Source organism: Psychrobacter sp. PP-21 (assembly GCF_033790785.1).
Lineage (GTDB): Bacteria > Pseudomonadota > Gammaproteobacteria > Pseudomonadales > Moraxellaceae > Psychrobacter.
This window is the reverse complement of the sequence record NZ_JAMYEB010000001.1, coordinates 475,626-502,038: the sequence shown is the minus strand read 5'-3', so window position 1 is coordinate 502,038 and position 26,413 is coordinate 475,626. Positions and strand designations below refer to the sequence as shown.

Sequence of the window (26,413 nt, the reverse complement as noted above, 5' to 3'; positions counted from 1 at the left end):
ACAAACCTTTATCAAGCGCGTGTTATCAAAAAGCCATTAAGTATAACGAAGTTTGGTGTTTATTTCAGAGTTCACTATAGATTGCAGCAAAATTAGTACAACCTTCAAATTAGTGAGCTGGCATATTGGGCATATAACACAGAAAACGCTAAGGCTTAGCTTAGCGTTTTTTATTTATTCTAGATCAGAGTTTTCTTAGTATTTATCAAGTCTTATTAAGTATTAGGATCTATCAAGCTTTTGCACTCATGAACTGCTCGACATAGTCATCAACAGGATTATGCCGTAACTCACTTGAGGTGCCAGTCTGTATCAATCGTCCACCATTTAAAATACTAATGCGCTGACCGACTTTGATGGCTTCATCAATATCATGAGTGATAAAAACAATGGTTTTGTTGAGTCTGTCTTGCAGTGCAAGCAGCTGATCTTGCAGCTGGGCGCGAATAAGTGGATCAAGCGCAGAGAATGCCTCATCCATCAATAAAATCGGATTGTCGGTTGCTAATGCTCGAGCCAGCCCGACACGCTGCTGCATACCGCCTGACAGCTCGTCTGGGTAACTGTGCTCTACATTGGTAAGTCCCACTTCATTTAGCCAGTGCCGTGCACTCTCATTGCGTTCATTCACACTCATTTTGCGGACACGTAGCCCATAAGCGACATTTTGCATCACTGTCATGTGCGGCACCAAACCAAAATGCTGAAATACCATACTAACCGTCTGCTGCCGATAGTGCTGCAATTGCTTATCATTAAGCGACAAAATATTGGTGGCAGTTCCTGAAAGTGCCTCTGCTGCTGGGTCGAGCGTTTCTATTCTTCCTGCACGGCTTTTAGTATTTGTCACTGCCTGAGTAATACGATCTGCATTAAGCGCAGTATCCACCCATATCTCACCACTAGTAGGATCGATCAAGCGATTAAGATGACGTATCAACGTTGACTTACCAGAACCTGATAGTCCCATGATGCAATGTAACTCGCCTGCCTTAATATCCAAGTTAATATCGTAGAGTCCCACCGAATAGCCAGTTTGCTCTTTGACAGCAGTGCTGTCCATACCCTCAGCCAGTAATGCCAATGCAGATTGTGCTTGTGTGCTATTGGCATTGTAGATTTTGCTGATATTTTTTAGTTGGATATGATTCATCATCGCTCTCACTATTGCCTGATTTTTTATTATTGCTTTGGTTGTTTACGGCTAGATAAATAACTATCCAATTGGACGCCTACCTGCTTTAATCGTTTTTTGGCGCGCACGCTTTCCTTGACCAAACGCTTGAGTAATACGGTCAATGATAATGGCAACGATAACGATAGCCGTCCCTGCTTGCAGTCCTTGACCGATATTGAGGGTTTGGATAGATTGCAATACATCCTCGCCAAGCCCTGGGGCACCAATCATCGACGCCAGTACCACCATCGCAAGCGACATCATCACTGCTTGGTTGATACCTGCCATGATACTGGGCAACGCCTGTGGCAGTTTGATCCAAATAAGTAGCTGCAAATGCGTACTACCAAAAGAGCGTCCTGCTTCGACCATTTCGTGATTAACTTGCGTAATTCCTAGTGTCGTCAGACGAATCAGTGGTGGCAGTGCATAGATAACCGTTGCAAACAATGCAGGCACCTTACCAATGCCAAATAGCATCAGCACAGGGATAAGGTACACAAAGCTTGGCATGGTCTGCATCACATCGAGTACTGGCGTCACAATCTTACGCAGTAGCTTACTGCCTGACATCGCAATGCCGATAGGAATGCCAATCACTACGGTGACCAATACTGATACGATAAGTAACGCCAAGGTATCAATTAATGCGCCCCATAATCCAAAGGCACCAATCAAAAACAGCCCCGCGCCGCATGCCAACGCAAACCAAATCTTGCGAACACCAAACCATGCTAGCACAGCTACCAAAGCGATAATCAGCCAAGGCGGAATGATGGTCAGCAATCGCTCGATAGGTAAAAGTAAATACGTAAGCGCGGCTGTACTAATGGTGCGAAATACGTCTCCATAATTTTGAACCACACTTGCCAAAGCGTTATTGAGTGGCGTCTCAAGTGACCATGAAGGGAATATTGTTGCTTGGGCTGAGCCATCGATGCTAGCGGCAGCAGTATCCTCAGTAATAGCACCATCTAAGCCGATACCCAAGTTTGTGGCGAGGTTGTTACTGGCCTCTTCAGACAACCACTCACGCCAAACGTCTGGGTTCTCACGCAAAAACACCAGCGCCTGCTCATCCCCACTACGCTTTGTTTCGCTCATCTCCAAGATAGCACCATTGAGCTCATCAGGCGTAAATTGCACCTGCTCGAACACCTCTGCCAGCTTAGGATTAGATTTAATGAATGGCGTAGATACTGCGATGCCTAAAGGCGATACAGGAAATCCTGATACACAGTCAGACGTACCGTTAGCAAGCAATAGATCTTGCCAGCAAGCATCTTTATGAGCAGGAAATTCCAACGCGGCAAAATCATACTTTGCCATGAGACCCGTGGGCTGCCAGTAATAGAATAATAGCGGCTTGTGCTGCTCAAAAGCGGAGGCGATTTCGGCGTCGAGCGCCGCGCCAGTACCAGGATGAGCATTATTAAAAGCACTGTCTAGACCGGTGTTTTTTAGCAACCGTGTATTGAATATCTCGCACGTCCAACCAGAGGGACAGTTCATAAAGCGCGATTTATTTGGATCTTCGGGATCTATAAATAGGTCAGCATATTTAGGCAGATCTTGATAACTGCGCAGTCCTGGGTTTTCTTCTAAGACGTATTTTGGGACGTACCAGCCTTGAGTCGCACCGCCTTTTAGCGTATCACCAATGACAGCGACTTTGTTTTGTGCAATAGCGTCTTCCATAATTGGTGATCGACCAATCCATTGCTCACCAATGATTTGGATATCGTTTTGCGACAGTGCGGTCTCTAGCGCAGGGCCTGCTCCTGGCACTTCCTCAACTGTACAATCATAGCCATCTTCTGCGATATACTTGAGTACACCAGAGATAAATTGACCGCTCTCCCAAGTGAGTGCTCCAAATTTGATAGGTGACTCACAAGCTGCAGATGCCGATACGGGTAGCAACAGTGCACTCATACACAGTAAGCTTAATGCAATCCATTGACGCATGCTTTGTCCTATTTTTTGTTTTTTATTAGCATGAAGTAAGCATCAAATCAGCAAAGCCTTTTAATGGCATTCCGTGGTGACATATCGATCAATGACATCTATGAATCATGCAAATATTATCTACTGTTGTTTAGACTTACTACAAAGTGTATCGATTTATGTGAGTGATGACAAATGCTTATTTATCGATAGATATCATGGTTGTGATGATTGATTTTGATACCACAAAGATAGACACTCTGGTACTAAACACTCTTTTTCTGATTGCGTTAATTAATTTTTGAATAAAAAAAACAGCACCTATCTAAATAGGTACTGTAAGTTGTAAAATGTGAGTTATAAAATCGTCTGTAATCGAGCTATCTTTGAAAAGTCTACTATGGAACGATTATTCCAAAGGTATTTCTTTTAAAAACCAACCCTCTGGAAGAGATTGTTTCAAAATTTGTTATTTCACAAACTATCATTTTAGAAGCTATCATTTTAAAAACAGCGCCATCGCCTTTTTAAACAGTCCACCATAAGGCGGCAGCAAGAAATTGAGACCATTAAGCTTGGTTTGTACAAAGACAGGCTTCATGTGGCTCAAACGCTCAAAACCTGCTTTGCCATGGTATGCGCCTGTACCAGAGTCACCAACCCCGCCAAATGGTAAGTCATGCTGGGCAACATGAATAATCACCTCATTAATACATAGACCACCAGAGACTGTATTATTACGCACATTCTCCACACTACTGTAGTTATCACTAAAGACATACAACGCCAATGGCCGTGGACGTGAGTTGACAAAATAAATCGCATCCTCAAGGGTTTCGTAATGCACCAATGGTAAAATTGGGGCAAATATTTCGTTCTGCATAATATCGCTATCAGGTGCAGGCTCGCTCACGATGACTGGCGGCATCAGACGTGTTTCTATATTAGGCTCCGCAGTGGTAAGAGCATGTACTTCATCACCAGTTAGTGCATCTAGATAGCCTTTGACCCGTTTGAACTGCTCACCATTGATGATACGCGAATAGTCCGGATTTTCTTCGATATTAGGATAGTGTTTTGCCATCCACTCTTTTGCCAAATGGATGAACTGGTCATGATGTTGACGCGGAATCAACACGTAATCTGGAGCAATACAGGTCTGACCGGCATTTAATGTCTTGCCCATCATCACACGATTGACCACAGACTCTAAGTTGGCATCATCTAATACAATCACTGGGGATTTGCCACCGAGCTCAAGCGTCACTGGCGTTAAATTAGGTGCAGCAGCAGCCATTACCTTTTTGCCTACAGCAGTCGATCCTGTATAGAGCAGATGATCAAATGGCAACTCGCTGAAGGCCGCAGCAATATCAACCTCACCCAGTACCACACAGATCATATCTGGTGAAAAATAACGAGCAATAGCATCCGCGAACGCCTGAGCAAACTGCGGCGCCGCTTCGCTCATCTTGACCATGATTCTGTTGCCCGCAGTGAGCGCATCGATCATTGGGCCAATGGCTAGGTATAGTGGATAGTTCCAAGGCACCATAATACCAACCACTCCCAATGGCTGCGGCTGGATCTCATTATGTGCTGGCATATATAGGGCTGAGATAGGCGCGCGATGCGTCTTCATCCATTTTTTGCCGTGTTTTTTGGCATGACTAATACCCGTAAAGCTAGGGAACAGCTCAGCAAACTGAGTCTCTGATTGGCTGCGATAACCAAAGTCAGCACTGATCGCCTTTGCAAAGCTCTCTTGATTATCGCTCAGCATCACCTCTAAATTATCCAGATGAGTCTCACGCTCTCTCCAGTCATTGATTGGCTGCGTACGACTCAACATCTGCAAGCGTGAAAACTGTGCTTTCATCTCATCGATAGTAGTAGCAGTGCTCAGTGCTTCGGGCATACGCTGTAGCACAGTTCGGGCATCAGCTGATGTCTGCTCAGGGGTGTGTTGATTGTTATCTGTCATTTTTCTTCCTTGTCGTAGTCGTTTATGCTCATATCATTTATGTTCATATATTATAATGCAGTCACGGCGCTATATTGGGTTATAGGTACGGTCTTACTAGGCAGACCTTTTTATTTTGTATTCAGGTCTATTTTATGATCAGCTCTATATAGTCCTATGTACTTTTGAATGTCCTGCTGTTTACTATACTGCTTTGACTGTAGATTCCATCAAGTTCCATTTGTGCTACTTTAATGTAGCGCATCGACTGCGCAATGAACAGCATCTTTGATTGACTACAGGGTTTGTATCAATACTGTTTTTCGACCTTTAACGCAATGATATACAAATATTTTTAGCCCTTTCTCGTACTTCTTTTTTATGAGCGTCGGCCACCTTTACAGGCAGCGTGATAGCATATAATTTTGAGCGATAGTCGCCAAAACTGCTACACTGCCTATCTATACACTATACCTTTACGCCAAACCGTTATGCGCCTTTACACCAGACAATAATAAGACACTCTCATGCCAAACGACACGCAACAACTCAATGACACACTGATCAGTAAATCTCTATCAGCAGCCGACTACGTCTCTACGCTTGATGCGATGCTATCACGCACACTTGCTCGTATCGATTTAAAAAAACAACAAGAACAGCGTACCCCTGATGAGTTGTGGATCGTGGATCATAACGACGTCTATACACTCGGACAAGCAGGCAAAGAAGAACACATATTACAGCGTACCGATACGCCCATTATAAAGACCGATCGCGGTGGTCAGGTAACTTGGCACGGTCATGGACAATTAGTGATTTACTGGTTGTTTGACTTGGACAGCCTTAAATGGAGCGTGCGTCATCTGGTCTCTCACGCAGAGCAGGCCATCGAAGATGTCGTCAACGACTGTTTGCATAGCTCAGCATCATCTAGTGATGACCACATCAGCGCCCATGCCCGGCGTGATGCCCCTGGTGTTTATCTTTACGCTGACCCTACCGATACTGACATATCAACCAACAGCACCTCGTTTGATGACACACCTCTTGATCATAAAATTATGCTGGGCAAAATAGCCTCGTTAGGTTTCAAGATTAAGCATGGCTTTAGCTATCACGGTATTGCGATTAACCTCAATTGCGATTTGTCAGCATTTAATGCGATCAACCCATGCGGGTATGCAGGTATGCAAATGCTACGCCTATCGGATTTTGTAGATATGCAAAAAGAGAAACAAAACCGAACGGCTCAACAAACAAGTGAGGCACTGAGCTATGACGTCGTTACTCAAAAACTCATCGACAATATTGCAAAACGCCATGCTGGTTTGATTAAATTACGAGCGATTGCACCTAAATAAGTGCTTTGAGTCCATTTTTGCATAATCTTTTTTTGCATAATGTCTTGCCCGCTTAGACTTACGCATTGTGAGAAAACTTGATTCAAACTTGCTATAATCGCATGCAGCATAAATCGGATGCCCCAACATGATGTTGTGGCACTGCAAGCTCAACCCCTTATTCAAACTTCTAAAACAAAAGAAAATGGAGTATTTTATGGCAGATTTTAATAAAATCTTGGACGCAGGCGATGTAGACGACGGCATTATTAACGCCGTTGTTGAGATTCCAACTGGTAGCAACCACAAAATCGAATGGAACCGCGAATTGGCGGTATTTGAGCTTGATCGTGTTGATCCACGAATTTTTGCAAAGCCTTGCAACTATGGTTTTATCCCGCAAACTCTTGACGAAGATGGCGATGAACTGGACTTGTTGATTCTAACTGAAGAGCCATTGACCACAGGTGTTTTCTTAAAAGCCAAAGTAATTGGTGTAATGAAATTCGTTGATGATGGCGAAGTTGATGACAAGATCGTTGTTGTTCCTGCCGATGATCGCAACAATAGCAACGCCTATAACAGCTTGGATGACCTACCAAAGCAAATCATCAATCAGCTAGAGTATCATTTCAACCACTATAAAGACCTGAAAAAACCAGGAACCACTGTGGTCGAATCATGGGGCGATGTCAGCGAGGCCAAAAAAGTCATCCATGAAGCCATTCAACGCTGGAAAGATCTCTAATTTATCAAAAATTGGCATCAATGCTGACACAAGATAAATAATAAAATACCGCAATCATAATGTGATGGCGGTATTTTTTTGCTTGAATATTGTTTGTGTAACATGGTTATAATAAACCGACGATACTCTCCTACTCTATGTGGCATCTATTTGACACTAAGGACAACCATGTTTAATCCCGACCCTATCACAAAGCCCGTCAATACAAAGCTGCCCAAAGCAATCATTACAATGATCGAAAAAAATAACTTGGTCATGGCGATCAAGACATTGGCAGCTGATGAAAACATCAGTATGGACGAGGCCAAGGTACGGATTGATGCTTATGAGACCAAGCTAAAAATAGAGCAGCAGCAAAAGCTAAGCACCATTGCCAATAAACAAGGCATTCCTAATCAAGCCATTAGCTTCGATAGAGAACAAGACATTGAAGAGGACTCTGGACCGCTAGTAAAAAATCGGGTCAAATCGACTAAATCAGAGCAAGGGTTTAAAAGTCTGCAAGCGGGTGTAGACAGTCAATTGAATGATTTGGGTTACAAAAAACCGTTACTCCCCTACTGGCTAAAACGCTTGCTCGTTATCGCTATCATAATGCTGGGGGTGTTTTGGATATTATGGCGGGTTTTTGGTTAAAAATTATATTGAATAAGCGCTTAACTTAACGGGCTTCATGTTTTCTATATCGTTCTTTGAGCTAAAGCTTGTACCACTCTTCCATCGCTTGGTACCCAGCATCCAACCCGACGTCATAGCTATAGCGGATTTTAGCTTTATTTTTAGACAACCGGCTCGCCATATTTTTTAAGTCAGGTGGGCAAATCTCTAAAAGCGTCTGTGCTGGCGATGTATGCAAAAATTGCACGGCATCATTATAGCGTTGGGTTCGTGTCAATAAGCTTTGAGCAAAACCTTGGCGCTGCTTAGCGTAGTATTTTGCCAGTAACTTATCGCCTTTGAGACTCGCTTTATAGTAGTTTTTGGGGCGAGTACGTACAACCATCATCTTAGCGACGCGGTCCTGCTTGGCTGTCCAATGTACGGGTAAAGCATCAGCCACACCGCCATCAAAATAAGGCTCACCAAATATCTCAACGGCTTGCCTGGTCAGCACTGGAATAGAACTTGATGCTCTTAGCCCTTCCAAAACATTTTCCTTGCAAGCTTTGATATAGGTCGCTTCTCCTGAAATAGCATGCGTCAATACCATATAAAATTCAGCATGATTGGCAAATAATTGTTCCTGATTCAGCGGATATTCCTGTTCGACAACCTCCCACATCCACTTTAAGTCTAATAAGTCACCGCCTCTAAAAAAACGACCATAACGGATAAATTCAGATCGAAGAGAGTGATCTAAGTAAATGTGCAAGGTACGACCTTCTTGTGCAGCCAAATAGTTAGCGACGTTGGTTGAACCTGAGGAAACGCCCACACAAAGGTCAAAAGGATTGAACTGTTGCTGTAAAAAAGCATCTAAAACGCCACTGGTAAATGCGCCGCGCATTCCGCCACCTTCAACGACTAATGCCTGTCGATGTTGTTTGATCATTAAAAACCTCTGATAACTCACGCAGCGCACACTTACCAGCACACTAGATGAGAAAATATATACAAATAATTTTGAGTTTAGGGTCGGGCTCTCAAGTCATTATTATCGCCATAAGAGACTTTGTAGTAAATAGTCATGGGTACATTCTGACTGATATGAATAACTGAACGTTATAGGTATCTAGGTACAGGAACCTATTATCACCTATTTATATTATCTGAGCATAAATAACAAAGCCAAACAGATAGATATTAGTTTGCGCAATCAATACTTTTAGTAACAAATACCAACTTTACAAAAATAATCCTAATACAAACAAACAGTCATAAAATAGACTTTTTTTTACCGTTTATCGGATAATCGACGATATAAGCCAGAAATACAAAAAAATACCGTCTTTATAATTGGCATTTGTTCATAAATAATATATATTCTATGTTGTTTTGGTTTTGGGGAGATACACTTGTGATAGTTTCTGGTGACAAACTTATATGCATCATTGGCAATCCTTTTTTTGAAGAAGGATCTATATATACGGTTGGCGATGTCGTGACCAAGGATTTATTTGAAATAAAAATAGGGCTCGACGAATACTGGTATGCCAAAAAATGCAACGAAAGGATTTGTGTCCATTTTAACTCGAACGAAACGGCGATCAACGATGCATGGTTCCAGCAAGTCAAATAGGCGTTAAGTAGACTGACTGTAGACACTGTTTTATAGCTCATAACCTAAAAACCGTCTGTAAATTACGGACTCCTTTGCTGACCCTCGAAGTTTTTATAGATAGCCATCGATAGTCTCCGATCACTCTCAAATAAATATTCTTAAAATCAAAAACAAATCGAAATATCATCTAAATATCTCTCTCACGGCAACCGAATAATCAAATAAGCTAATCATTAGATCACTCAAAAAGTCAGAAGCATAAAAAAGGATAACATCGTATCCTTTTTTTGTTTGCTTAAAAACTCAAAAAGTTTCTACTCTAGTGATACTCACCAGGCAAAATCTTAGCAAAAGCGCGTTGAGCAAGGTTTGGCTTGCTATCTTTGGTCTGTGCTGCAGTAGAGCTTGGGAAGATACGATAACCAATCGACTGAATACCGACGTTGAATGCTGGTACCAACGAATAGGTCGCTGATGCAAATTTACCCATATTACTAGCGATACTGTTTGGCTTATCAACAATAGCTCTTGCTACCATCAATGCAGCTTCGTCTGGCATGAGCGCAGGCATATAACGATACAGCTTAGTTGGAGCAATCATAGGCGTACGTACCAATGGCATAAAGATATTGGTGACTTTAATGTTATCCCCTTTCACTTCTGCTGCTAGGCAACGACTAAAGGCATCCAATGCGGATTTTGATGCCACATATGCAGAAAATCGAGGACTATTTGCCAATACACCAATTGACGATATATTGACAATCTGTCCAGTACGGCGACCAATCATCGTAGGCAAAAACCCAAGAATAATCTTGACGGCACCGAAATAGTTAATTTCCATCGTACGTTCAAAGTCATGAAAACGGTTGACAGACTCATGCACCGAACGACGAATCGAGCGACCAGCATTGTTTATGAGGACATCGACATGTTTAAAATCAGTCAGAATTTTTTCACTGGTTTTTTCGATCTCATCCATGTTGGTGAGGTCACATGGATAATAACTGGCTCTACCACCAAGTATTTCAATATTTTCTTTTACTGTTCTAAGCTTGTCTTCAGTACGTGCAAGCAAAATAACGTGGGCGCCGCACTCACTTAATAAAAAAGCGGTACGCTCGCCAATACCGCTTGACGCGCCTGTAATGATAATATTCTTACCTTTCACTGCTTTGGTTATTGCTTTTTTCGAGGGATTAGCCATAAAAAGTCCTTTTTGTCTGTCCTATGCCAATAAATATTCGTTTATAGCATAGCAAAAAAATATCGTATAAAGTGAACAAAACACCAGTAACTGACCGTTAGTACGATGATTATGCAGGTATGCATTGGTATATAGTCATACAATAGCGGTAAGACTTAGTATTCTGCTATGTAATAATTGAGTTTGAGGAGGATATATTTTGATAGAAACGTTAACCCACTATATCGATCTAATTGCCAAAATAGTTGAAGTCATTGGGGTTCTTATAATGTTTTTTGGCATATTTTTTGCGTTTTATAGGGCATTTCGACTACCAGGAGGCTTCAACCATAATACATATGTCGATATCAGGCAGACTGTTGGCAAATCTATCCTATTAGGGCTAGAGGTACTGATCGCTGCTGATATCGTCGCCACTGTGGTCACAGAGCCATCATTACGTAGCGTAATAGTATTGGGTATTATCGTACTTATTAGAACGTTTTTGAGCTTATCACTACAGGTAGAGCTAGAAGGTCGGTTCCCTTGGCAAAAAGAAAAACCGTTGCCGAAAGAAAATCTCGCCACTACCCCTACTAATAATACGACACCTATCAATAGAGCATAGGAAACGACAAAGATACGCGTATGCAGTATCTGCTATACAAGTGTGATGATAGATACTAGATGAGCATAATAGCATCATTGTCTTCTACTACTCATGCGCTTGCAAAAAAGTCTCAACCACTCGGAATTGTCCAGCGGTGCTCTCTTCGCCATACATTGCTTGCCGAAAGGCATTAGAGTTCGGAATACCTGTCGTATACCAAGCGATATGCTTGCGCGCTATACGGCAGCCAGAGTACTCACCATAAAAGTCATAGAGCTCTTGTAGATGCGCCAGTACAATCTCTTTTATCTCACTGATACTTGGGGCATCCAGACGCTCGCCCGTACGCAAGAAATGCTCAATATCACGAAATATCCATGGCTGCCCTTGCGCCGCACGACCAATCATCACCGCATCACAGCCTGTCATCTCATAGACGTGCTGAGCTTTTTGCGCGCTATCGATATCGCCATTAGCGATAACCGGAATACTGATGCTGTCTTTGACTTCGCGTATGAGCTCATAACGCGCTTCACCCGTATACATATCCTCACGTGTACGCCCATGAATGGCAATCGCCGCAATACCTGCTTGTTCAGCTCGCTTCGCTACTCGCAAAATATTCTCGCGACCATTCTCAAATCCCAATCTTGTCTTTAGCGTGACAGGGGCATCCACCGCATTGACTGCGGCATCTAACAGACGCGCGACCAAATCCTCATCTTGTAGCAGCGCTGAACCTGCCAGCCTACGGCAGACTTTTTTGGCAGGACAGCCCATATTAATGTCAATGATCTGTGCACCGTTATCGATTTGATAACGAGCCGCTTCAGCCAATTTGTCAGGCTCCGCACCTGCTATCTGTGCAGAGATAGGGGCAATCTCATTATTAAAATTGGCACGATATAGTGATTTTTTGCGTGCATAGAGTGCCGTATCTGCGATAATCATCTCACTGACCGCATGACCTGCACCGAATGATTTGCACAGACGGCGAAAAGGGTTATCCGTCACCCCTGCCATCGGGGCTACCATCAGACGGTTTTCGATAGTCAGACCACCGATGACTAATGGCTGCAATAACGGATGGTCAGACACTGAGGCGGACGAGGATAAAACTGAAGAATCAATAGACATAAAAAAACGGCTTGATTTGTAAGGAAAACAAGCCGTTATTCTAAGGAATCTTATATTTATTGCAAGCTATTACGGTAAATAGCTTGCCTGATTTATAATTACTATTGACGCATTCACTCTATTATTTGTCGAGTACACTGCCCTGCTCTAGGGTGATATCTTCATCGTGCGCTTGCATACGCCATGGGAGACTATCAGGCGATACATTGAGGAAATGCAGATATTTTTCGAACTGATCGATGATGTCGTTAATCACTGATTCAGACTGGTAGCCGTATAGATCATACGTTTGACCACCGCGGCGTAGATAGACCTCAGCACGGTGATGATGTTCTTGCGGTAAGGTATCCGCGGTGCCCTCAGTATAATAATCAGGCGCATCATGTTCGGATAAGCGCACTTCATACCAAAACTCAACATCATCGCCACGCTGCAACTCAAGTACTGCACGGTTATTGACCGCATCGTAATTGACTTCAGTCGTCCAGCCTGTTTCTGCAAACTTAGATGATACTTCCATCATGGATGGCATAATCACTTCTTTGATATAACTCAAGACCTTATCGCGCGTTGGTTTGTCAGTCATATAGTCAATACGCTCGCGCCATGCTGATGGTTTGAGTAGATGCGGTGGCAGTTTATTATTTTGACCGAGGCTTTGATTACGGTGGCCTTCGATACGTAGGGCACGCCACATACCAAACATTGAGATTAGAATAATAATGGCAAACGGTAGCGCACTGACGATAGCTGCTGTTTGCAGTGCTGTTAGACCACCTGCGATCAAGAGTACCGCTGCTACGGCTCCTTCAGTCACTACCCAAAAGCTACGCTGCCACCACGGCGTATCACTACGACCACCAGCCGCTAGTGAATCGATCACTAATGAACCTGAATCTGACGACGTCACAAAAAAGGTAATAATCAATAAAATAGTCAATGACGACACAAACTCAGTGAATGGTAAGTTCTCTAATAGTTTAAATAAAGCAATCGCTTGGTTGTCCTGTACATCGCCAATGAGCGAGTTATACCCATCGACCATAATCATATGTAGTGCGGTATCACCGAACACAGCAAACCAAAAGAACGTAAAGAACGTAGGTACCAGCATCACGCCCAATACAAACTCGCGAATGGTACGACCGCGGCTAATCTTGGCAATAAATAGACCCACAAAAGGCGCCCATGCGATTGTCCACGCAAAAATAAACAGCGTCCAGCTACCGATCCAGTCGCTGTTTTCATAGGCCTGTAAACTAAAGGTACGCTCAACGATATTGCCCAAGTAGCTGCCTGTATTTTCCATAAAGGCATTCAAGATAAAGATGGTCGGACCGACAATAAACACAAAAATCATCAGTGCTGTCGCTAGCACCATATTTAAAATAGACAAGCGTTTGACACCCTTGTCCATGCCTGCCAACACAGACAACAGAGCCGCTGACGTCACTAATGCAATAGCAATCACCTGCACGGTGGTGTTCACTGGAATGAGATCTGGCAACAGGTAGTTGAGTCCCGCGTTGATCTGCGATACTGACAAACCGAGACTGGTCGCAATACCAAACATCGTGCCCAATATCGCAAACACATCGACCGTGTGACCGATAGGACCATGAATCTTGTCACCGATGATTGGATACAACGTTGAGCGTATCGATAATGGTAGACCGTGGCGAAATGCAAAATACGCCAGTGACAACCCCACTACCCCATAAATCGCCCAAATATGAAATCCCCAGTGAAAATAGGCAATTTGCATCGCTTCTTTTGCCGCCGCAATCGTTTGTGGCTCCGAGAGTGGCGGACTGGCAAAATGCATCACTGGTTCTGCTACCCCAAAGAACAGGAGCGCGATACCATAGCCTGCCGAAAAGAGCATAGCAAACCATTCAAGAAACTTGTACTCGGCCTCGCCATGATCAGGGCCAAGCTTGATACTGCCATAGGACGAAAATGCCAATACGATAATAAACATCAAGAACAGTGCCACTGCCAACATATAAAACCAACCGAACGTCTCAGTCGTAAAGGCAAGTACATCGTTGAATAAAGCACCTGCTGCTTCAGGATTGATCGCTGTACCAATGACCAGTAGCAGCATAATGATGGCAGCGGGTACAAAGACTGGTAATAAAATAGTAGAACGAGGTAATTTACTCATGAAAAGCGATTTCCCAAAAGTTGATTTTGCCTTTTTTATAGTTATTCACTGGTAAGGACAAAGGTGAATGTAAGATAGCTAATAGATAGTTTATGGTTGTGCGTTAAATCTAAATTAGTTAGTAATAAGTCGATTAACGATAAGTTAGTAAACACGCATCATATCTATCACATTCTTTTCAAAAACCCTAGACGACCAGCTGACTCGTAACATGACCTTAACGCTCGTTACATGACTATTACTAAGCAACAAAAAAGACAGCTTGCGAGCTGTCTTCTTATCTTGTACACCACTTATGTTAATGCGCTATGACTTAGACCTACATATCGCTATAGATATTAAGGTCATAAAGCATGGTATTTATATCACAAAACATGGTACTGCGATTAAGCATCATTGATTGCTGCAGCAAGTTGCTTTGCAATATTGGCAAGTTCACTTTGATCAGCTTGTGCCACCGCATGGCGACCCAGCTCATGAATACTCGAGGGGATCAGATGTATGTGATAATGAAAAACCGTTTGACCTGATTGCGCACCATTCAACTGCATTTGGATGATACCTTCACGCTCGAACACTTTACGCTGCGCTTGCATGACTTTTTTGGAGGTCATCAAAACAGCGGCAGCATACTCTGGCTCAAGATTAGCCAAATCAGCTGTTTTTTGCTTAGGTATGACCAATACATGACCTTTTGCTTGCGGCATAATATCCATAAAGGCAAGGGTTTTATCGTCTTCATAAACCTTGTGGTATGGAATATCCCCGTCCAGCATTTTGGCAAAAATATTATTGTCGTCATAAGCAGTCTTTTGATTTACTTCAGTCATTATTTTTTCCTTTAAAAGTTTTATTATTAGTTAATTAATAGCTTAATAGCTATCAAAAATAGATAAAAGCGTCTGTCATATAGTGGACGAAATATGACTTTAGTACAAGTCAGCAATGTGAGTTCAAAGCGAACGAACCTCTAATAACTGAATTTTTTTACACACTTAAAAAAAATATTTTTCCAAAAAACGAACCAGCCATAAAAAAATCGGATACCAAAAACGATAAACAGATATAAACCGTTGATATATAAATTCTCGAACCATGCTTCTTGATCTATCAGACCTAATGTGAACCAGTTTGCATTGGTTAAAAAACCTAACATACCAATGGTCATAAAAAATCCAAAGATAAGTGACCAAGCGCAGCTACGTAAAAAAGACATGACGCTATGAATATTTCTGGGGTCAATTTGCTGCATTCCCATAAACTTTAGCGGCTTCCACAATACAATCGACAATGCCGCTAAGATAGGAACAAACATGACCACTCGAATAAAGTGGTAAAACATTGCGGCATCACCAAATGGAGAAGCCAAAAACGCCCATTCGTCGCCAAACTGTTGCTTCAGTTTGGTATCTGCACTATTACCACTAAAATACAGATTAAAGAATTTTCTATTCTCACTAGTCGGAGGCAGCGCCAAATTATTATGTATCCAACCAATGCAGGCATTGACCCAGTCAGGCTGCCACACTAGGCTCAGACCTCTTATCCAGCACCGGGTATACAATATATCGAAGAGTATGAATGCAAATAAAAATGCCAGTGATAGCGTTTCTAGTCGGTTAGGTGGCAACTTGCCATTGCTAGTAATCTGCTTATGTACCTGCTCTCTTTGCCCAATATCCTCTATGCTGTCTAGCGTTTCATACACTTTGGCAGTGGCTTGAAACAGGTACGCATTTTTGCCTTTTATCAGCCGATACCAAAACTTAGGAACACTTAAGGCCACACACAAGAGCAAGAACCATACTGAGTTGAAGATCAGGTTTTGAATATCGTTGAATACTGGTATGCGTATACCAATAGAAAACAAACCAATGAAAAACCAAAACAGGCATATGAGTAAATAAAAGAAGAGATACTCTTCATAGAGACGGTCTGATGTTATCTACTCTTGAATAGATTCGTTATCGGAAGGGGTTTTCATTAATTACTCTATCTATATACTTATCTAAAAATTCGGTTATATTCTACATTCTTTTAACAAACAAAATACGACTAGTTCATAATTGACTATTTACCCAATGATATTCTTTTATTAGCATAAATCACTTCCTCAGATCACCAATTTATTGGCGAGTCATGCCTTTTAAATGTTATATTAACCCTCTATTTTAACAACGCTATGTTTATGGATTTGCCTACTTTGCCGACCAATAGATCAGATAGCCTAGATAACGGCGACCCTTCTTCAATACTCAATGATAATGCCCAAACGTCTGGGGCAAATATCCCTATATCTGACAGCATTGCTTCAGAACAACCCAATGCTGAATCTGAAAATATGACTCAGACCATCGACCCAAACGCCATCATCTTGGCAGAAGCGTTGACAGACAAAGCCATCAGCTGGCAAATACACAACTGTAAAATCATAAAAAAGACGGTCACTCAAGACTTACCACTACCTTTTCTGTATCACTATGATAGCTTAGACGATACCATCAAACAGGCGCACCCCCTTACGCCTGAACTACTGACTCAATTCAATACGCCCATGTCAGCTCAAGGGGCTGCTAACTTAATTGGTATTAATCAAGAGTTATTGACCAGCCCTTGGCATGTAAAGGTAATTGGCTCATTAGTCGTGTTTAGTGAATCATTGCAATTGGCCGTACGGCTACATTGGACCAATACGGGCAAAGAGACGCAGCAGGTATATACCAAAGATGCAGCAGATGCGATTACCGCAGCTTTTAAAGACTGGCAGTTTTTTGGTCGTATGGACGTTCTTTATAAAAATAACAAGCAGGCATTGATCAGCATCGATGAGCAAAACCCCAGTACCCCAGCACTACCTACCGAATCACTGCTAACGATTGGCGCAAGTAACGACTATCAACAGCTTTTAGCCACTCATGCGCTGGCAGCTATTGTCAAACTAGAAGCTGACAAAGCTGATTTACCTTGGTTTGACACAGCCATATTGGCGCGTCTTAAATAATGGTTTTTACTCACCTTTAGCGGTTTTGGAACCATTATTATTGGCATATTATTTTAAGTTATTCATATCTAATGGTATGGTAACGACTTAGTATTATTCACTAGTCCTCACTCTCTATAAAAAGCACACTATCCCTATTAAAACTGAGGGTGTAATTTTTAATAACTCCGCCTATTTGTAAGGAATATCACATGGATTATCGCTCAAAAACCTCTACCGGCGGTCGTAATATGGCAGGTGCGCGTGCATTATGGCGTGCAACTGGTATGACTGACGGCGACTTTGGCAAGCCAATCATTGCGATTGCTAACTCTTTCACCCAGTTTGTACCTGGTCATGTGCATCTAAAAGATTTGGGACAACTGGTCGCACGTGAGATTGAACAAGCAGGCGGCGTGGCAAAAGAATTCAACACCATTGCCGTTGATGATGGCATTGCGATGGGTCATAGCGGCATGTTGTATTCACTGCCAAGTCGCGACCTGATTGCTGATTCGGTCGAGTATATGGTCAATGCTCACTGTGCTGACGCGCTCGTTTGTATCTCAAACTGCGATAAGATCACTCCAGGTATGCTGATGGCTGCCATGCGCCTGAATATTCCAGTAGTATTCATTTCAGGTGGTCCAATGGAAGCAGGCAAAATCCTAGCCAGCACCGTCGGTAAGAGCCACAATACTGATAGTAATGACAGCAGTGCTGTTCGTAAACTCGATCTGGTCGATGCCATGATGGACGCTGCTGATGACAGCATTAGTGATGAAGATGTGGCCGCGATTGAAGCCTCAGCCTGTCCGACATGTGGTTCGTGCTCTGGAATGTTCACTGCCAACTCTATGAACTGTCTTACGGAAGCCTTAGGGTTGGCACTACCAGGTAATGGCTCACTACTGGCAACCCACTCACTGCGCCGTGAGCTGTTCTTAGAAGCAGGACGTACTATTGTCTCACTTGCCAAACGTCGCTATGAGCAAGATGATGACTCGGTCTTACCTCGCTCAATCGCTAGCAAAGCCGCCTTTGAAAACGCGATGACATTAGATATCGCGATGGGCGGCTCGACCAATACTATTTTGCACTTATTAGCCGCTGCGAACGAAGCAGAAGTTGATTTTAAGATGTCAGATATTGACCGCCTAAGCCGCGGTGTGCCATGTCTGGCAAAGGTCGCCCCTGCCTCACAAAAGTACCATATGGAAGATGTGCATCGTGCTGGCGGCGTGTTTGCGCTATTGGCCGAGCTTGACCGTGCAGGATTAATGAATACGGACGTTCCGACCATTCATAGCCCAACGATGAAAGCGGCGATTGATAAATGGGATATCATGAATGCGGACAACCAAGAGGCACGCGCACGCTATCTAGCCGCGCCTGGTGGCGTACGTACCACTGAGGCGTTTTCACAATCCAAAGAATGGTCAAACCTCGATGTCAATCGTGAGTCTGGCTGTATCCGCAGTGCCAAACATGCTTACTCGCAAGATGGTGGCTTGGCTGTACTGTATGGCAACATTGCCGAGCGTGGCTGTGTGGTCAAAACCGCAGGCGTTGATGAAAGCATCTTAGTATTTACTGGGCGTGCACGTTTATTTGAGTCTCAAGATGATGCGGTTGCCGCGGTATTGGATGACAAAATCGTTGCCGGTGATGTGGTCATTATCCGCTATGAAGGCCCTAAAGGCGGTCCTGGTATGCAAGAGATGCTTTATCCAACCACGTACTTGAAGTCAAAAGGACTGGGTAAAGAATGCGCCCTACTCACCGATGGTCGTTTCTCTGGTGGTACATCAGGTCTCTCAATCGGTCATGCCAGCCCAGAAGCTGCTGAAGGCGGGGCGATTGGTCTGGTTGAAGAAGGTGATACTATCCATATTGACATCCCTAATCGTACTATCAACATGCAGGTTAGCGATGCTGATTTGGCGACTCGCCGTGAAGCCATGGAAGCTCGCGGACGCGATGCGTGGAAGCCTGTCAGTCGTGAGCGCTACGTGACCCCTGCGCTACGTGCCTACGCTGCTATGACTACGAGTGCCGATACTGGTGCCATACGCGACGTGAGCCAAGTTGAGCGCTAAGCTCTACTTGAACCGTTAACATTCAAAAGCTACTTGTATCATTTATTAAGCCTGCGCTATGCAGGCTTTTTTTTCACCAAAAAACAACGCAGTAATCGTTTTGATAACTATTTCTTTCGGTAATAATCGTTTTTTATCGGCATGATAAGTTTTACCGTTAGACAAAGTTTTTATTGATATAGACTTTCGTCAACGTCAAAAAGCAGCATCAAAAACAACACCCTAAAACTAATAGTTAAAATATACTGACGTGCGCAAACCTTATGATTGAAAAATATAACTTATTCTTATTGATTTGCGGTATCGCCTTTTTATTAGGGGCATTATTTCCTGTCATCTTTAAGCGTAACTTTATCTCCTTACCCATGCTACAAGTTAGCTTTGGTTTGATGATGGGCTATTGGTGGACCTCTTTGTCCTTTTTGGACCCTATAGACAATGGCATGCTCATCGAAAAGCTAACTGAGATCGTGGTATTGGTTTCGTTGGTTGGTGCGGGTATAAAGATTGATACCGAGCTCTCTTGGCAGTTATGGCGACCTACTGTCAGGCTACTGCTGATCACCATGCCCATTGGTATCTTTGCAATGGCAGTGTTAGGTTACTACGCGTTTGGTTTAAGCCTAGGCGCTGCTATATTGTTAGGGGCAGTATTGGCACCTACCGACCCTGTCTTGGCATCGAGCATTCAGGTTGGACCGCCTAATACTGGTGGAGAAGACACACCGCGCTTTACGTTAACGTCAGAGGCAGGATTAAACGATGGGCTTGCTTTTCCCTTCGTCTATTTAGCCATCAAAATTGCAGAAGCCTTTAGTGAAGGACAGGCTTTTACCTACGATATGCTATGGTCGTGGTTCACTCATGATGTCTTGTGGAAAATTGGCGCAGGCGTCGTTGTTGGTGTTTTGGTAGGCAAAGCGATGGCCAAAGTCGTGTTTTCTAAACATACTCGTGACACGACTATCTCACAGGGGTATGTTGTTATTGCCCTCACCTTAGTCGCCTATGGTGTCGCAGAATACGTACATAGCTATGGGTTTATCGCAGTTTTCGTTGCGGCATTTGCCTTTCGGCGTTCAGAGTGTGAGCATAGCTATCATCAAAAACTTCACGACTTTGCTGAGCAGTCAGAAGGCTTGCTGATGTCGCTGGTGCTGGTGATTTTCGGTATGTTCTTGGGCCAAGGGTTACAGTCTGGGATTGAGCTGACATGGCGTGTCTATATCGTCAGCTTTACTTTTCTATTACTCATACGTCCGATTGGGGGGTTCATCGCCTTATCAGGGCTTAACTTACCGCATACCGAAAAATACGCAATCTCAGCACTGGGTATTCGTGGTATTGGTACGCTGTACTATCTGTCTTATGCGCTCAATAAAGATTTTTTTGCTGATGAAGATGCACTCAAACTATGGATTGTCTGCTCAATTGTGATTTTGGCCTCTATCTTTATCCACGGTTTAAGTGCTGCTAGGCTCCTAAGACTAACCCCTCAAAAGCCCAGTTGATTATTCATACTGGATTTATTTTTAATAAATCTGTTTGGGTAAAATCAGTTTGACTACAGCAATTATCTAAGAGCACGTTAACTTAAGAGCGCACTAACTAATGTAGCTCATTGATCCAGTCCAAAACCGCCTCTGTAAGCGCAAACTGACGGATGTCGTTGAGCATCGTGGTGTCAAAATTATGAATAAAGGTAAATGACAATTGCTGCGCAGGATCACACCACGCCACTGAGCCATTGTACCCCATATGCCCAAACCCTGATGTGGCAGGCGTTACGCTATTATCGGTAGCTCTCTCGTTATTGCCTATACTAAATAGCTTATGGTACCCCAAGCGCCATTGCATGGGTGCTGGCATCACTGCATCTAGACCGGTGACTTGCGGCGTAGACAGTTGCTCGAAAGTAGCCCTATCGATCAGCGTCTGCCCTTGCCATACGCCGCCATTGGCTAGCATGGCGTAGATAGTGGCTAGTGCATCAGCTGAGGCGACACCATTCGCAGCGGGAATGATTGCCTCCAACGTCTTACGATTATGATAATCAAGTGCTTGTTTACCAGCAGGAATGAGCGCCGCTTTATAGTTCTTTAGATTGAGCTGACTGGTGTCAAAGTACAAACGGCTAATATAAGCTGTATCCATGAGTGGTAAATCATTTTGCTCATTACCTGTATCTTGCTCATTAGCTATAGCTGGAGTGGGTGTTTGGTCATTGATCAAGCCCTGCTGCTGCCAGCACATATAGCTGGGCAAACTGGCATAGGTATGCAATGTGTCTTGTGAGTCGGATTTCAGCGTTGGTTTATTGCGTTTGTTACGTAGCAGTACGCTATCTTCGCCTGAAGTTTCAAAGTCTTTTGCCAGTTTTGCTACTTGCTCGACTTTATCCTTTGGTACACCAAAATAACAACTGTCTGAAATACCCAGAGGATCAGTAAGATAATGACGTAGTGCTTCGGCCAGTGACAAGTGCGTCACTGCTTCTATTACACCGCCCAGCACCCAGCCATATATCAACGCACTGTACGCGCTATCATATTTTGCTGCATCTTCAGGTGCGGTGACAGGCATACCCTCAACATGTCTCAGCATCGCGTCCCAGTCGAGCACAGTGTCACTATCAACATCGATACTGGTGATCGAAAACAGATCAGCCTGATGTGACATGACTTGTCGCAAGGTGATTTTGTCTTTACCGTTTGCAGCAAACTTTGGCCAATACTTAGCGATGGGCACGTCATAAGTGAGCAGCTGCTGAGAGACCAGCACATGTACGAGCGTCGCTAAAATGCCTTTACCCGTAGAAAAGTTAATCGCTAGCGTGCTAGGCTGCCATGGTGCATCAGGACGCGCCATTCCTATACTTGCTTGCGCGATGCACTCACCTGCCTGATATACCACCACCGCACCACCTGCTGGTGCATCATCAAGCTGTAATACAGTCAGTAGCTGCTGCAAACGTTGCTGCAAGTCCATCCTTGTTAGTGCATGAGAGTGTTCTTTATTATGTTCCGTCATTATTGTCTGGCTCCAGTGCTATAAATTATTGTCATTTTGGAATTACATAAACACGCTATCATAAGGTCTGGACTAGTATAAATGAATGAGCAATCAATAAAAAAGGCCACCTATTGGTCGCCTTTGATTGTTTCATAATAATATTTTAGAGTGTTACTAAAACTATGTGACACGCTAGTATTTATTGAATCATTTCACGCAGATTGAGTAACTAGTCTAGCGTGGCACCAACAAACGATTATGAACCTCTTGTTCAAGCTTGGTCAGACCATGACTACGACCGCGTTCCATGGCCGTATCCATTTTGCGCCCACGGAGCCAACCTGCTCGTAGCGCAATCGCTGCACCAACTCTATTACCGGATCCACAATGCATGGCAATTTTTTTGCCATGATGCTGGCGAAGTATGTTATCGAATGCCAGTATTTTGAGCTGCTTTAGCTCGGTAGCCCCATTGATAGGCAGATGCTCATAGCTCATTCCTGCCTGCTCAACCGCTACTCCTTCATCAAAAGTAAGCTCATCATCTGGCTGTAAATTGATGACTAACTCTACACCAGATTTTGCCAAAACAGTGACCTTTTCGTCATCCAATGCCCCGCACACAATAGTCTTGTCATCCGGACGGAAGTAAGGCTCAAAGACAGCAGCTAAGTCGATACCGTTGTCACTATCTAAGCCACTATCTAAAGCCTCAGTGATTAAGGTGTCATTAGCAGCGACTGTGTCATTAGCTGCTAAACTATCAGCGTGGTTGGTGCTTGTCGCATTGCTTTGTGGGTTTGTATTTTGTGACGTCATAATGATAAATGTGTTCGTTAAATATGGCTATTAAAATAAAAGCGACGCTATATGGTATGTGCTATTTGCTGTCGCTATTTAAGGTCACAACACCAGCCAAATGTGGCTTGCTATTTTTAGAGCTATATAGGCCAAACTCACAAGTATCACTTGTGTTTTCTAGCTGTGCTACTGGCTCAGCGATGAGCTCTACTTCAGCTGGCAAAAAGATAGGCAGCTTGAATGAAACCTCGATAGTATAAGCGTCAGGTAGCTCATCCATTAAAGCAAGACACTTGGCTTTTGACCACATACCATGTGCAATCGCTTTTGGAAAACCAAAGGCACGAGCTGATAAAGGATGCAAGTGAATCAAATTGAAGTCACCTGAAACGAATGCATAACGGCGACCGATATCTTCTGGCACTTCAAAAATACTATGGACATCTTTCTCACCGACTTCTGGTTTGACGGCAACTGGGCGCGGCGCACTTTTTTTGTCTTTGCTACTGCTGGCTTTTTTGCTGCGTGACAGATAGGTTGACGTCCCTTCCCAAATAACTTCGTCTTCTGATTTTACAGTTGTCACAAAATCAAACTGCTGACCTTGGGCATGATCGCGTAAGTTACTAAACGTGACTGCCATTGCGACTGTTTCGCGCTCACCGATAGGACGATACTGAGTGACGCTGTTGTCGATATGCACCAGACCTAACATAGCAAATGGGAATGGCTCTTTTACCATCATGTTCATCTGCAACGTTTGCGATAGTACGGAAAAATAAGTCGCTGGAACTTTTCCATCATCAGCGAATCCACAAATTTTACGATAGTCGTTTAGATTGTCTTGATCGATATGCAAGTCATCAACGTAATAAGTCGCTTGTGGTAATTGATCTTTGCTGATTTTTTCGCTGTTGCCAATAGGCAATAAGCTTTTGACGATATTGGCGTAGGTAGTGTGCGCTTTTGGCAACGCATCATAATGTGTGTCTGACATAAGTAAATCCTAAATGTGGCTTGAACAAGTTTTAACGTATCTAAAGACATTCTGCAGTCGTTGATTAGAACCTATTATTAAATCATTTAATAAGCGCCATATTCAATCAATCTTATGAGTATCTCTAATAGCAAAAAATAGTTTGGCTAATGGGTCTTGTGTTTTTATCATAAAAAAGCCACCCGTGGGCAGCTTTATTACAATTTATCAGCAATTATTCGTAAGCATATGTGAAGTCAATCAAAAATGGAAGGGAATACTATGCACCTTCCCTCCCCTTGATTACCACAAATGCTCTCAAACAAATTCGTATTATGCACCAAGTAAGCTTTGGCCACAGACGCGGACAGTATTGCCATTTAGACCACCAGAAGCCGGTGAGGCAAACCATGCGATAGTCTCAGCCACATCTACTGGCAAACCACCTTGGCTCATTGAATTCATGCGACGACCCGCTTCGCGAATAGCAAAAGGAATGGCTTCAGTCATTTGCGTTTCGATAAACCCTGGAGCCACTGCATTGATAGTCATGCCTTTAGCATTGCCTTCTAGCTGCTTTGCAGTTGCGTTGACCAAGCCGATCACACCCGCTTTAGAAGTCGCGTAGTTGGTCTGACCCATGTTACCAGCGATACCTGAGATTGATGACACACAGACAATACGAGCATTTTCTTTTAAGACGTCGTTATCCAGTAGATAACGGTTCAATTTAGCAATGCTGCCTAGGTTAATATCGATAACCATATCCCACTTTTTCTCATCCATTCTAGCGAGCGTCTTATCACGTGTTACGCCAGCATTATGAATGATCGAGTCTAAACCGCCACGCTTTTGCGCCGCATCTGCAATTTCTGCACCAGCATCATCACTTGTGATGTCTACCGTCAGTGCAGAGCCACTGATTTCACTTGCTACTTTTTGTAGGTCAGCTTGCTGCTGTGGTACATCCAAACAGATCACATGCGCGCCTTCGCGAGCCAAGACACGAGCAATTGCTTCACCAATACCGCGACTGGCACCAGTCACTAGCATGGTTTTGCCGCCTAAAGGTTGATTCCAATCGACATCGACCGACTCGCCTTTGCTAACACGTACCACTTGTCCTGAAACGTACGCTGAACGTGCTGAAGTGAAAAAGCGCAATGTTGAATCTAGGTTCTGCTCGGCACCTGCTTCTACATAGATAAGCTGCGCCGTAACACCGCGCTTAAATTCTTTACCGACTGATTTTACAAAACCTTCGAGTGCGCGCTGTGCCATTGCCGTTTCGATATCAGTAATACTCTCTGGCGTACGACCCACAATGATGACTCGGCCTGATTTTTCTACGCGGCGGGCAACGGTATGAAAAAAGTCATATACTTCTTTTAGTTGATCGGCGTTGCTGATGTTACTGGCATCAAAAAGTAAAACCTTGAATTGATCATCGCCACCTGTGTTTGCTTTTGCCTCAATGCCTGCATCAGCCAATGCGTCTTTGATATCATCGCTGCTGTTTACATAAACCTCAGCATGAACATCTGACAAAATACGCGCAACTGATTCGCCAACGCTCTTGTCGTCCCCATTCGCACGGCCAACCAACACACTACCGCGAACCAAACGCTCACCGCTCTCAAAACGATCAAGCGTGGTTGGCATCGGCAAACCTAAGTTTTTTGCTACTTTTTTGCCAAGAGAAGATTGAACAAAATCACCATAACGGTCTGACATAATATATTCCCTATAAATAATAAATGGTTAGAAGAATAGTAAACACAAGAGGTAATGCACCTATTATATAGGCTCATCGACATTGTAATTATTGATATTTGGTAAATCATTTTAAAACCAGCCTAACTATACACTGCCCTTGTAAACAAGTCCAAAAACAGACAATGTCTACAACAATCTGTAAACAACTCAGTATACAAGCCAGCAACTTTTTATCGCTTTAATCGCCATCATATCATGCTAGAATCCGACCTATAAGTTATGGCAAGTTTAATTATCGATAACAATATATTATCAAACGAACCATTATGC

The 26,413-nt window shown here is 43.3% G+C and carries 20 protein-coding genes; 7 read left to right on the top strand and 13 right to left on the bottom strand.

Annotated elements, in window-relative coordinates:
• Window positions 1-232 precede the first annotated feature (232 nt).
• The 3 genes from NJD71_RS02080 to NJD71_RS02070 form a co-directional block, all read right to left on the bottom strand.
• The gene (locus tag NJD71_RS02080; protein ID WP_319050433.1) at window positions 233-1,153 is read right to left on the bottom strand and encodes an ATP-binding cassette domain-containing protein; all 921 of its coding nucleotides are present in this window, start codon (window positions 1,151-1,153) and stop codon (window positions 233-235) included.
• Window positions 1,154-1,216: 63 nt separating this feature from the next.
• Window positions 1,217-3,145, bottom strand: coding sequence for a glycine betaine ABC transporter substrate-binding protein (locus tag NJD71_RS02075; protein WP_319050267.1), 1,929 nt, complete (start codon window positions 3,143-3,145; stop codon window positions 1,217-1,219).
• A gap of 478 nt (window positions 3,146-3,623) precedes the next feature.
• Window positions 3,624-5,108: a coniferyl aldehyde dehydrogenase gene (locus tag NJD71_RS02070; protein WP_442967630.1), complete on the bottom strand. Its 1,485-nt coding sequence runs from the start codon at window positions 5,106-5,108 to the stop codon at window positions 3,624-3,626.
• Window positions 5,109-5,614: 506 nt separating this feature from the next.
• Here NJD71_RS02070 and lipB point away from each other — a divergent pair.
• The 3 genes from lipB (at window position 5,615) to NJD71_RS02055 (ending at window position 7,814) form a co-directional block, all read left to right on the top strand.
• Complete coding sequence (gene lipB / locus NJD71_RS02065) at window positions 5,615-6,451, top strand: lipoyl(octanoyl) transferase LipB (RefSeq protein ID WP_319050266.1); 837 nt, start codon at window positions 5,615-5,617, stop codon at window positions 6,449-6,451.
• 196 nt (window positions 6,452-6,647) lie between these two features.
• Complete coding sequence (locus NJD71_RS02060; RefSeq protein ID WP_319050265.1) at window positions 6,648-7,178, top strand: inorganic diphosphatase; 531 nt, start codon at window positions 6,648-6,650, stop codon at window positions 7,176-7,178.
• 168 nt (window positions 7,179-7,346) lie between these two features.
• Complete coding sequence (locus NJD71_RS02055) at window positions 7,347-7,814, top strand: hypothetical protein (RefSeq protein ID WP_319050264.1); 468 nt, start codon at window positions 7,347-7,349, stop codon at window positions 7,812-7,814.
• A gap of 61 nt (window positions 7,815-7,875) precedes the next feature.
• Here NJD71_RS02055 and NJD71_RS02050 read toward each other — a convergent pair whose 3' ends face one another.
• Together NJD71_RS02050 and NJD71_RS02045 are read right to left on the bottom strand one after the other, a co-directional pair.
• Window positions 7,876-8,730 (bottom strand): patatin-like phospholipase family protein, encoded by an 855-nt coding sequence (locus tag NJD71_RS02050; RefSeq protein ID WP_319050263.1) that lies wholly within the window; start codon window positions 8,728-8,730, stop codon window positions 7,876-7,878.
• Window positions 8,731-9,718: 988 nt separating this feature from the next.
• Window positions 9,719-10,606 (bottom strand): SDR family NAD(P)-dependent oxidoreductase, encoded by an 888-nt coding sequence (locus NJD71_RS02045; RefSeq protein WP_319050262.1) that lies wholly within the window; start codon window positions 10,604-10,606, stop codon window positions 9,719-9,721.
• Between the two features lie 199 nt (window positions 10,607-10,805).
• Between NJD71_RS02045 and NJD71_RS02040 the strand changes: the two genes are divergently transcribed.
• Window positions 10,806-11,213: a DUF1622 domain-containing protein gene (locus tag NJD71_RS02040; protein WP_319050260.1), complete on the top strand. Its 408-nt coding sequence runs from the start codon at window positions 10,806-10,808 to the stop codon at window positions 11,211-11,213.
• Between the two features lie 87 nt (window positions 11,214-11,300).
• Here the strand turns inward: NJD71_RS02040 and dusB are convergent, their stop codons facing one another.
• From dusB to NJD71_RS02020, 4 genes are all read right to left on the bottom strand, one after another.
• Window positions 11,301-12,332, bottom strand: coding sequence for a tRNA dihydrouridine synthase DusB (dusB, locus tag NJD71_RS02035; RefSeq protein WP_319050258.1), 1,032 nt, complete (start codon window positions 12,330-12,332; stop codon window positions 11,301-11,303).
• A gap of 121 nt (window positions 12,333-12,453) precedes the next feature.
• A complete protein-coding gene (locus NJD71_RS02030) occupies window positions 12,454-14,499 on the bottom strand; it encodes a BCCT family transporter (RefSeq protein ID WP_319050257.1) in 2,046 nt (681 codons plus the stop codon).
• Between the two features lie 386 nt (window positions 14,500-14,885).
• The gene (locus tag NJD71_RS02025) at window positions 14,886-15,329 is read right to left on the bottom strand and encodes an HIT family protein (protein ID WP_319050256.1); all 444 of its coding nucleotides are present in this window, start codon (window positions 15,327-15,329) and stop codon (window positions 14,886-14,888) included.
• A 140-nt stretch (window positions 15,330-15,469) separates the two neighbouring features.
• Window positions 15,470-16,291 carry a hypothetical protein gene (locus tag NJD71_RS02020; RefSeq protein WP_319050255.1) on the bottom strand — a complete coding sequence of 274 codons (822 nt, stop codon included), beginning with the start codon at window positions 16,289-16,291 and terminating at the stop codon, window positions 15,470-15,472.
• Between the two features lie 396 nt (window positions 16,292-16,687).
• Between NJD71_RS02020 and NJD71_RS02015 the strand changes: the two genes are divergently transcribed.
• The 3 genes from NJD71_RS02015 (at window position 16,688) to NJD71_RS02005 (ending at window position 21,089) form a co-directional block, all read left to right on the top strand.
• Window positions 16,688-17,500: a hypothetical protein gene (locus NJD71_RS02015; protein ID WP_319050254.1), complete on the top strand. Its 813-nt coding sequence runs from the start codon at window positions 16,688-16,690 to the stop codon at window positions 17,498-17,500.
• A gap of 191 nt (window positions 17,501-17,691) precedes the next feature.
• Window positions 17,692-19,578 (top strand): dihydroxy-acid dehydratase, encoded by a 1,887-nt coding sequence (gene ilvD, locus NJD71_RS02010; protein ID WP_319050253.1) that lies wholly within the window; start codon window positions 17,692-17,694, stop codon window positions 19,576-19,578.
• A 263-nt stretch (window positions 19,579-19,841) separates the two neighbouring features.
• Window positions 19,842-21,089 (top strand): cation:proton antiporter, encoded by a 1,248-nt coding sequence (locus NJD71_RS02005; protein WP_319050252.1) that lies wholly within the window; start codon window positions 19,842-19,844, stop codon window positions 21,087-21,089.
• Window positions 21,090-21,186: 97 nt separating this feature from the next.
• Here NJD71_RS02005 and NJD71_RS02000 read toward each other — a convergent pair whose 3' ends face one another.
• From NJD71_RS02000 to NJD71_RS01985, 4 genes are all read right to left on the bottom strand, one after another.
• Entirely contained in the window at window positions 21,187-22,608 is a 1,422-nt protein-coding gene (locus NJD71_RS02000; protein ID WP_319050251.1) for a serine hydrolase domain-containing protein, read from the bottom strand.
• A gap of 216 nt (window positions 22,609-22,824) precedes the next feature.
• Entirely contained in the window at window positions 22,825-23,409 is a 585-nt protein-coding gene (locus tag NJD71_RS01995; protein ID WP_319050249.1) for a beta-lactamase hydrolase domain-containing protein, read from the bottom strand.
• A 61-nt stretch (window positions 23,410-23,470) separates the two neighbouring features.
• Window positions 23,471-24,388 carry a MaoC family dehydratase gene (locus tag NJD71_RS01990; protein WP_319050248.1) on the bottom strand — a complete coding sequence of 306 codons (918 nt, stop codon included), beginning with the start codon at window positions 24,386-24,388 and terminating at the stop codon, window positions 23,471-23,473.
• Window positions 24,389-24,700: 312 nt separating this feature from the next.
• On the bottom strand, window positions 24,701-26,101 hold the full coding sequence (locus NJD71_RS01985) for a 3-oxoacyl-ACP reductase (protein WP_319050247.1): 1,401 nt from the start codon (window positions 26,099-26,101) through the stop codon (window positions 24,701-24,703).
• Window positions 26,102-26,413 lie beyond the last annotated feature (312 nt).

Coding starts and splice junctions, on each gene's coding strand:
- NJD71_RS02080 (WP_319050433.1), bottom strand. CDS start 1,153: ATGAATCATATCCAACTAAAAAATATCAGCAAAATCTACAATGCCAAT.
- NJD71_RS02075 (WP_319050267.1), bottom strand. CDS start 3,145: ATGCGTCAATGGATTGCATTAAGCTTACTGTGTATGAGTGCACTGTTG.
- NJD71_RS02070 (WP_442967630.1), bottom strand. CDS start 5,108: ATGACAGATAACAATCAACACACCCCTGAGCAGACATCAGCTGATGCC.
- lipB (WP_319050266.1), top strand. CDS start 5,615: ATGCCAAACGACACGCAACAACTCAATGACACACTGATCAGTAAATCT.
- NJD71_RS02060 (WP_319050265.1), top strand. CDS start 6,648: ATGGCAGATTTTAATAAAATCTTGGACGCAGGCGATGTAGACGACGGC.
- NJD71_RS02055 (WP_319050264.1), top strand. CDS start 7,347: ATGTTTAATCCCGACCCTATCACAAAGCCCGTCAATACAAAGCTGCCC.
- NJD71_RS02050 (WP_319050263.1), bottom strand. CDS start 8,730: ATGATCAAACAACATCGACAGGCATTAGTCGTTGAAGGTGGCGGAATG.
- NJD71_RS02045 (WP_319050262.1), bottom strand. CDS start 10,606: ATGGCTAATCCCTCGAAAAAAGCAATAACCAAAGCAGTGAAAGGTAAG.
- dusB (WP_319050258.1), bottom strand. CDS start 12,332: ATGTCTATTGATTCTTCAGTTTTATCCTCGTCCGCCTCAGTGTCTGAC.
- NJD71_RS02030 (WP_319050257.1), bottom strand. CDS start 14,499: ATGAGTAAATTACCTCGTTCTACTATTTTATTACCAGTCTTTGTACCC.
- NJD71_RS02025 (WP_319050256.1), bottom strand. CDS start 15,329: ATGACTGAAGTAAATCAAAAGACTGCTTATGACGACAATAATATTTTT.
- NJD71_RS02015 (WP_319050254.1), top strand. CDS start 16,688: ATGGATTTGCCTACTTTGCCGACCAATAGATCAGATAGCCTAGATAAC.
- ilvD (WP_319050253.1), top strand. CDS start 17,692: ATGGATTATCGCTCAAAAACCTCTACCGGCGGTCGTAATATGGCAGGT.
- NJD71_RS02005 (WP_319050252.1), top strand. CDS start 19,842: ATGATTGAAAAATATAACTTATTCTTATTGATTTGCGGTATCGCCTTT.
- NJD71_RS02000 (WP_319050251.1), bottom strand. CDS start 22,608: ATGACGGAACATAATAAAGAACACTCTCATGCACTAACAAGGATGGAC.
- NJD71_RS01995 (WP_319050249.1), bottom strand. CDS start 23,409: ATGACGTCACAAAATACAAACCCACAAAGCAATGCGACAAGCACCAAC.
- NJD71_RS01990 (WP_319050248.1), bottom strand. CDS start 24,388: ATGTCAGACACACATTATGATGCGTTGCCAAAAGCGCACACTACCTAC.
- NJD71_RS01985 (WP_319050247.1), bottom strand. CDS start 26,101: ATGTCAGACCGTTATGGTGATTTTGTTCAATCTTCTCTTGGCAAAAAA.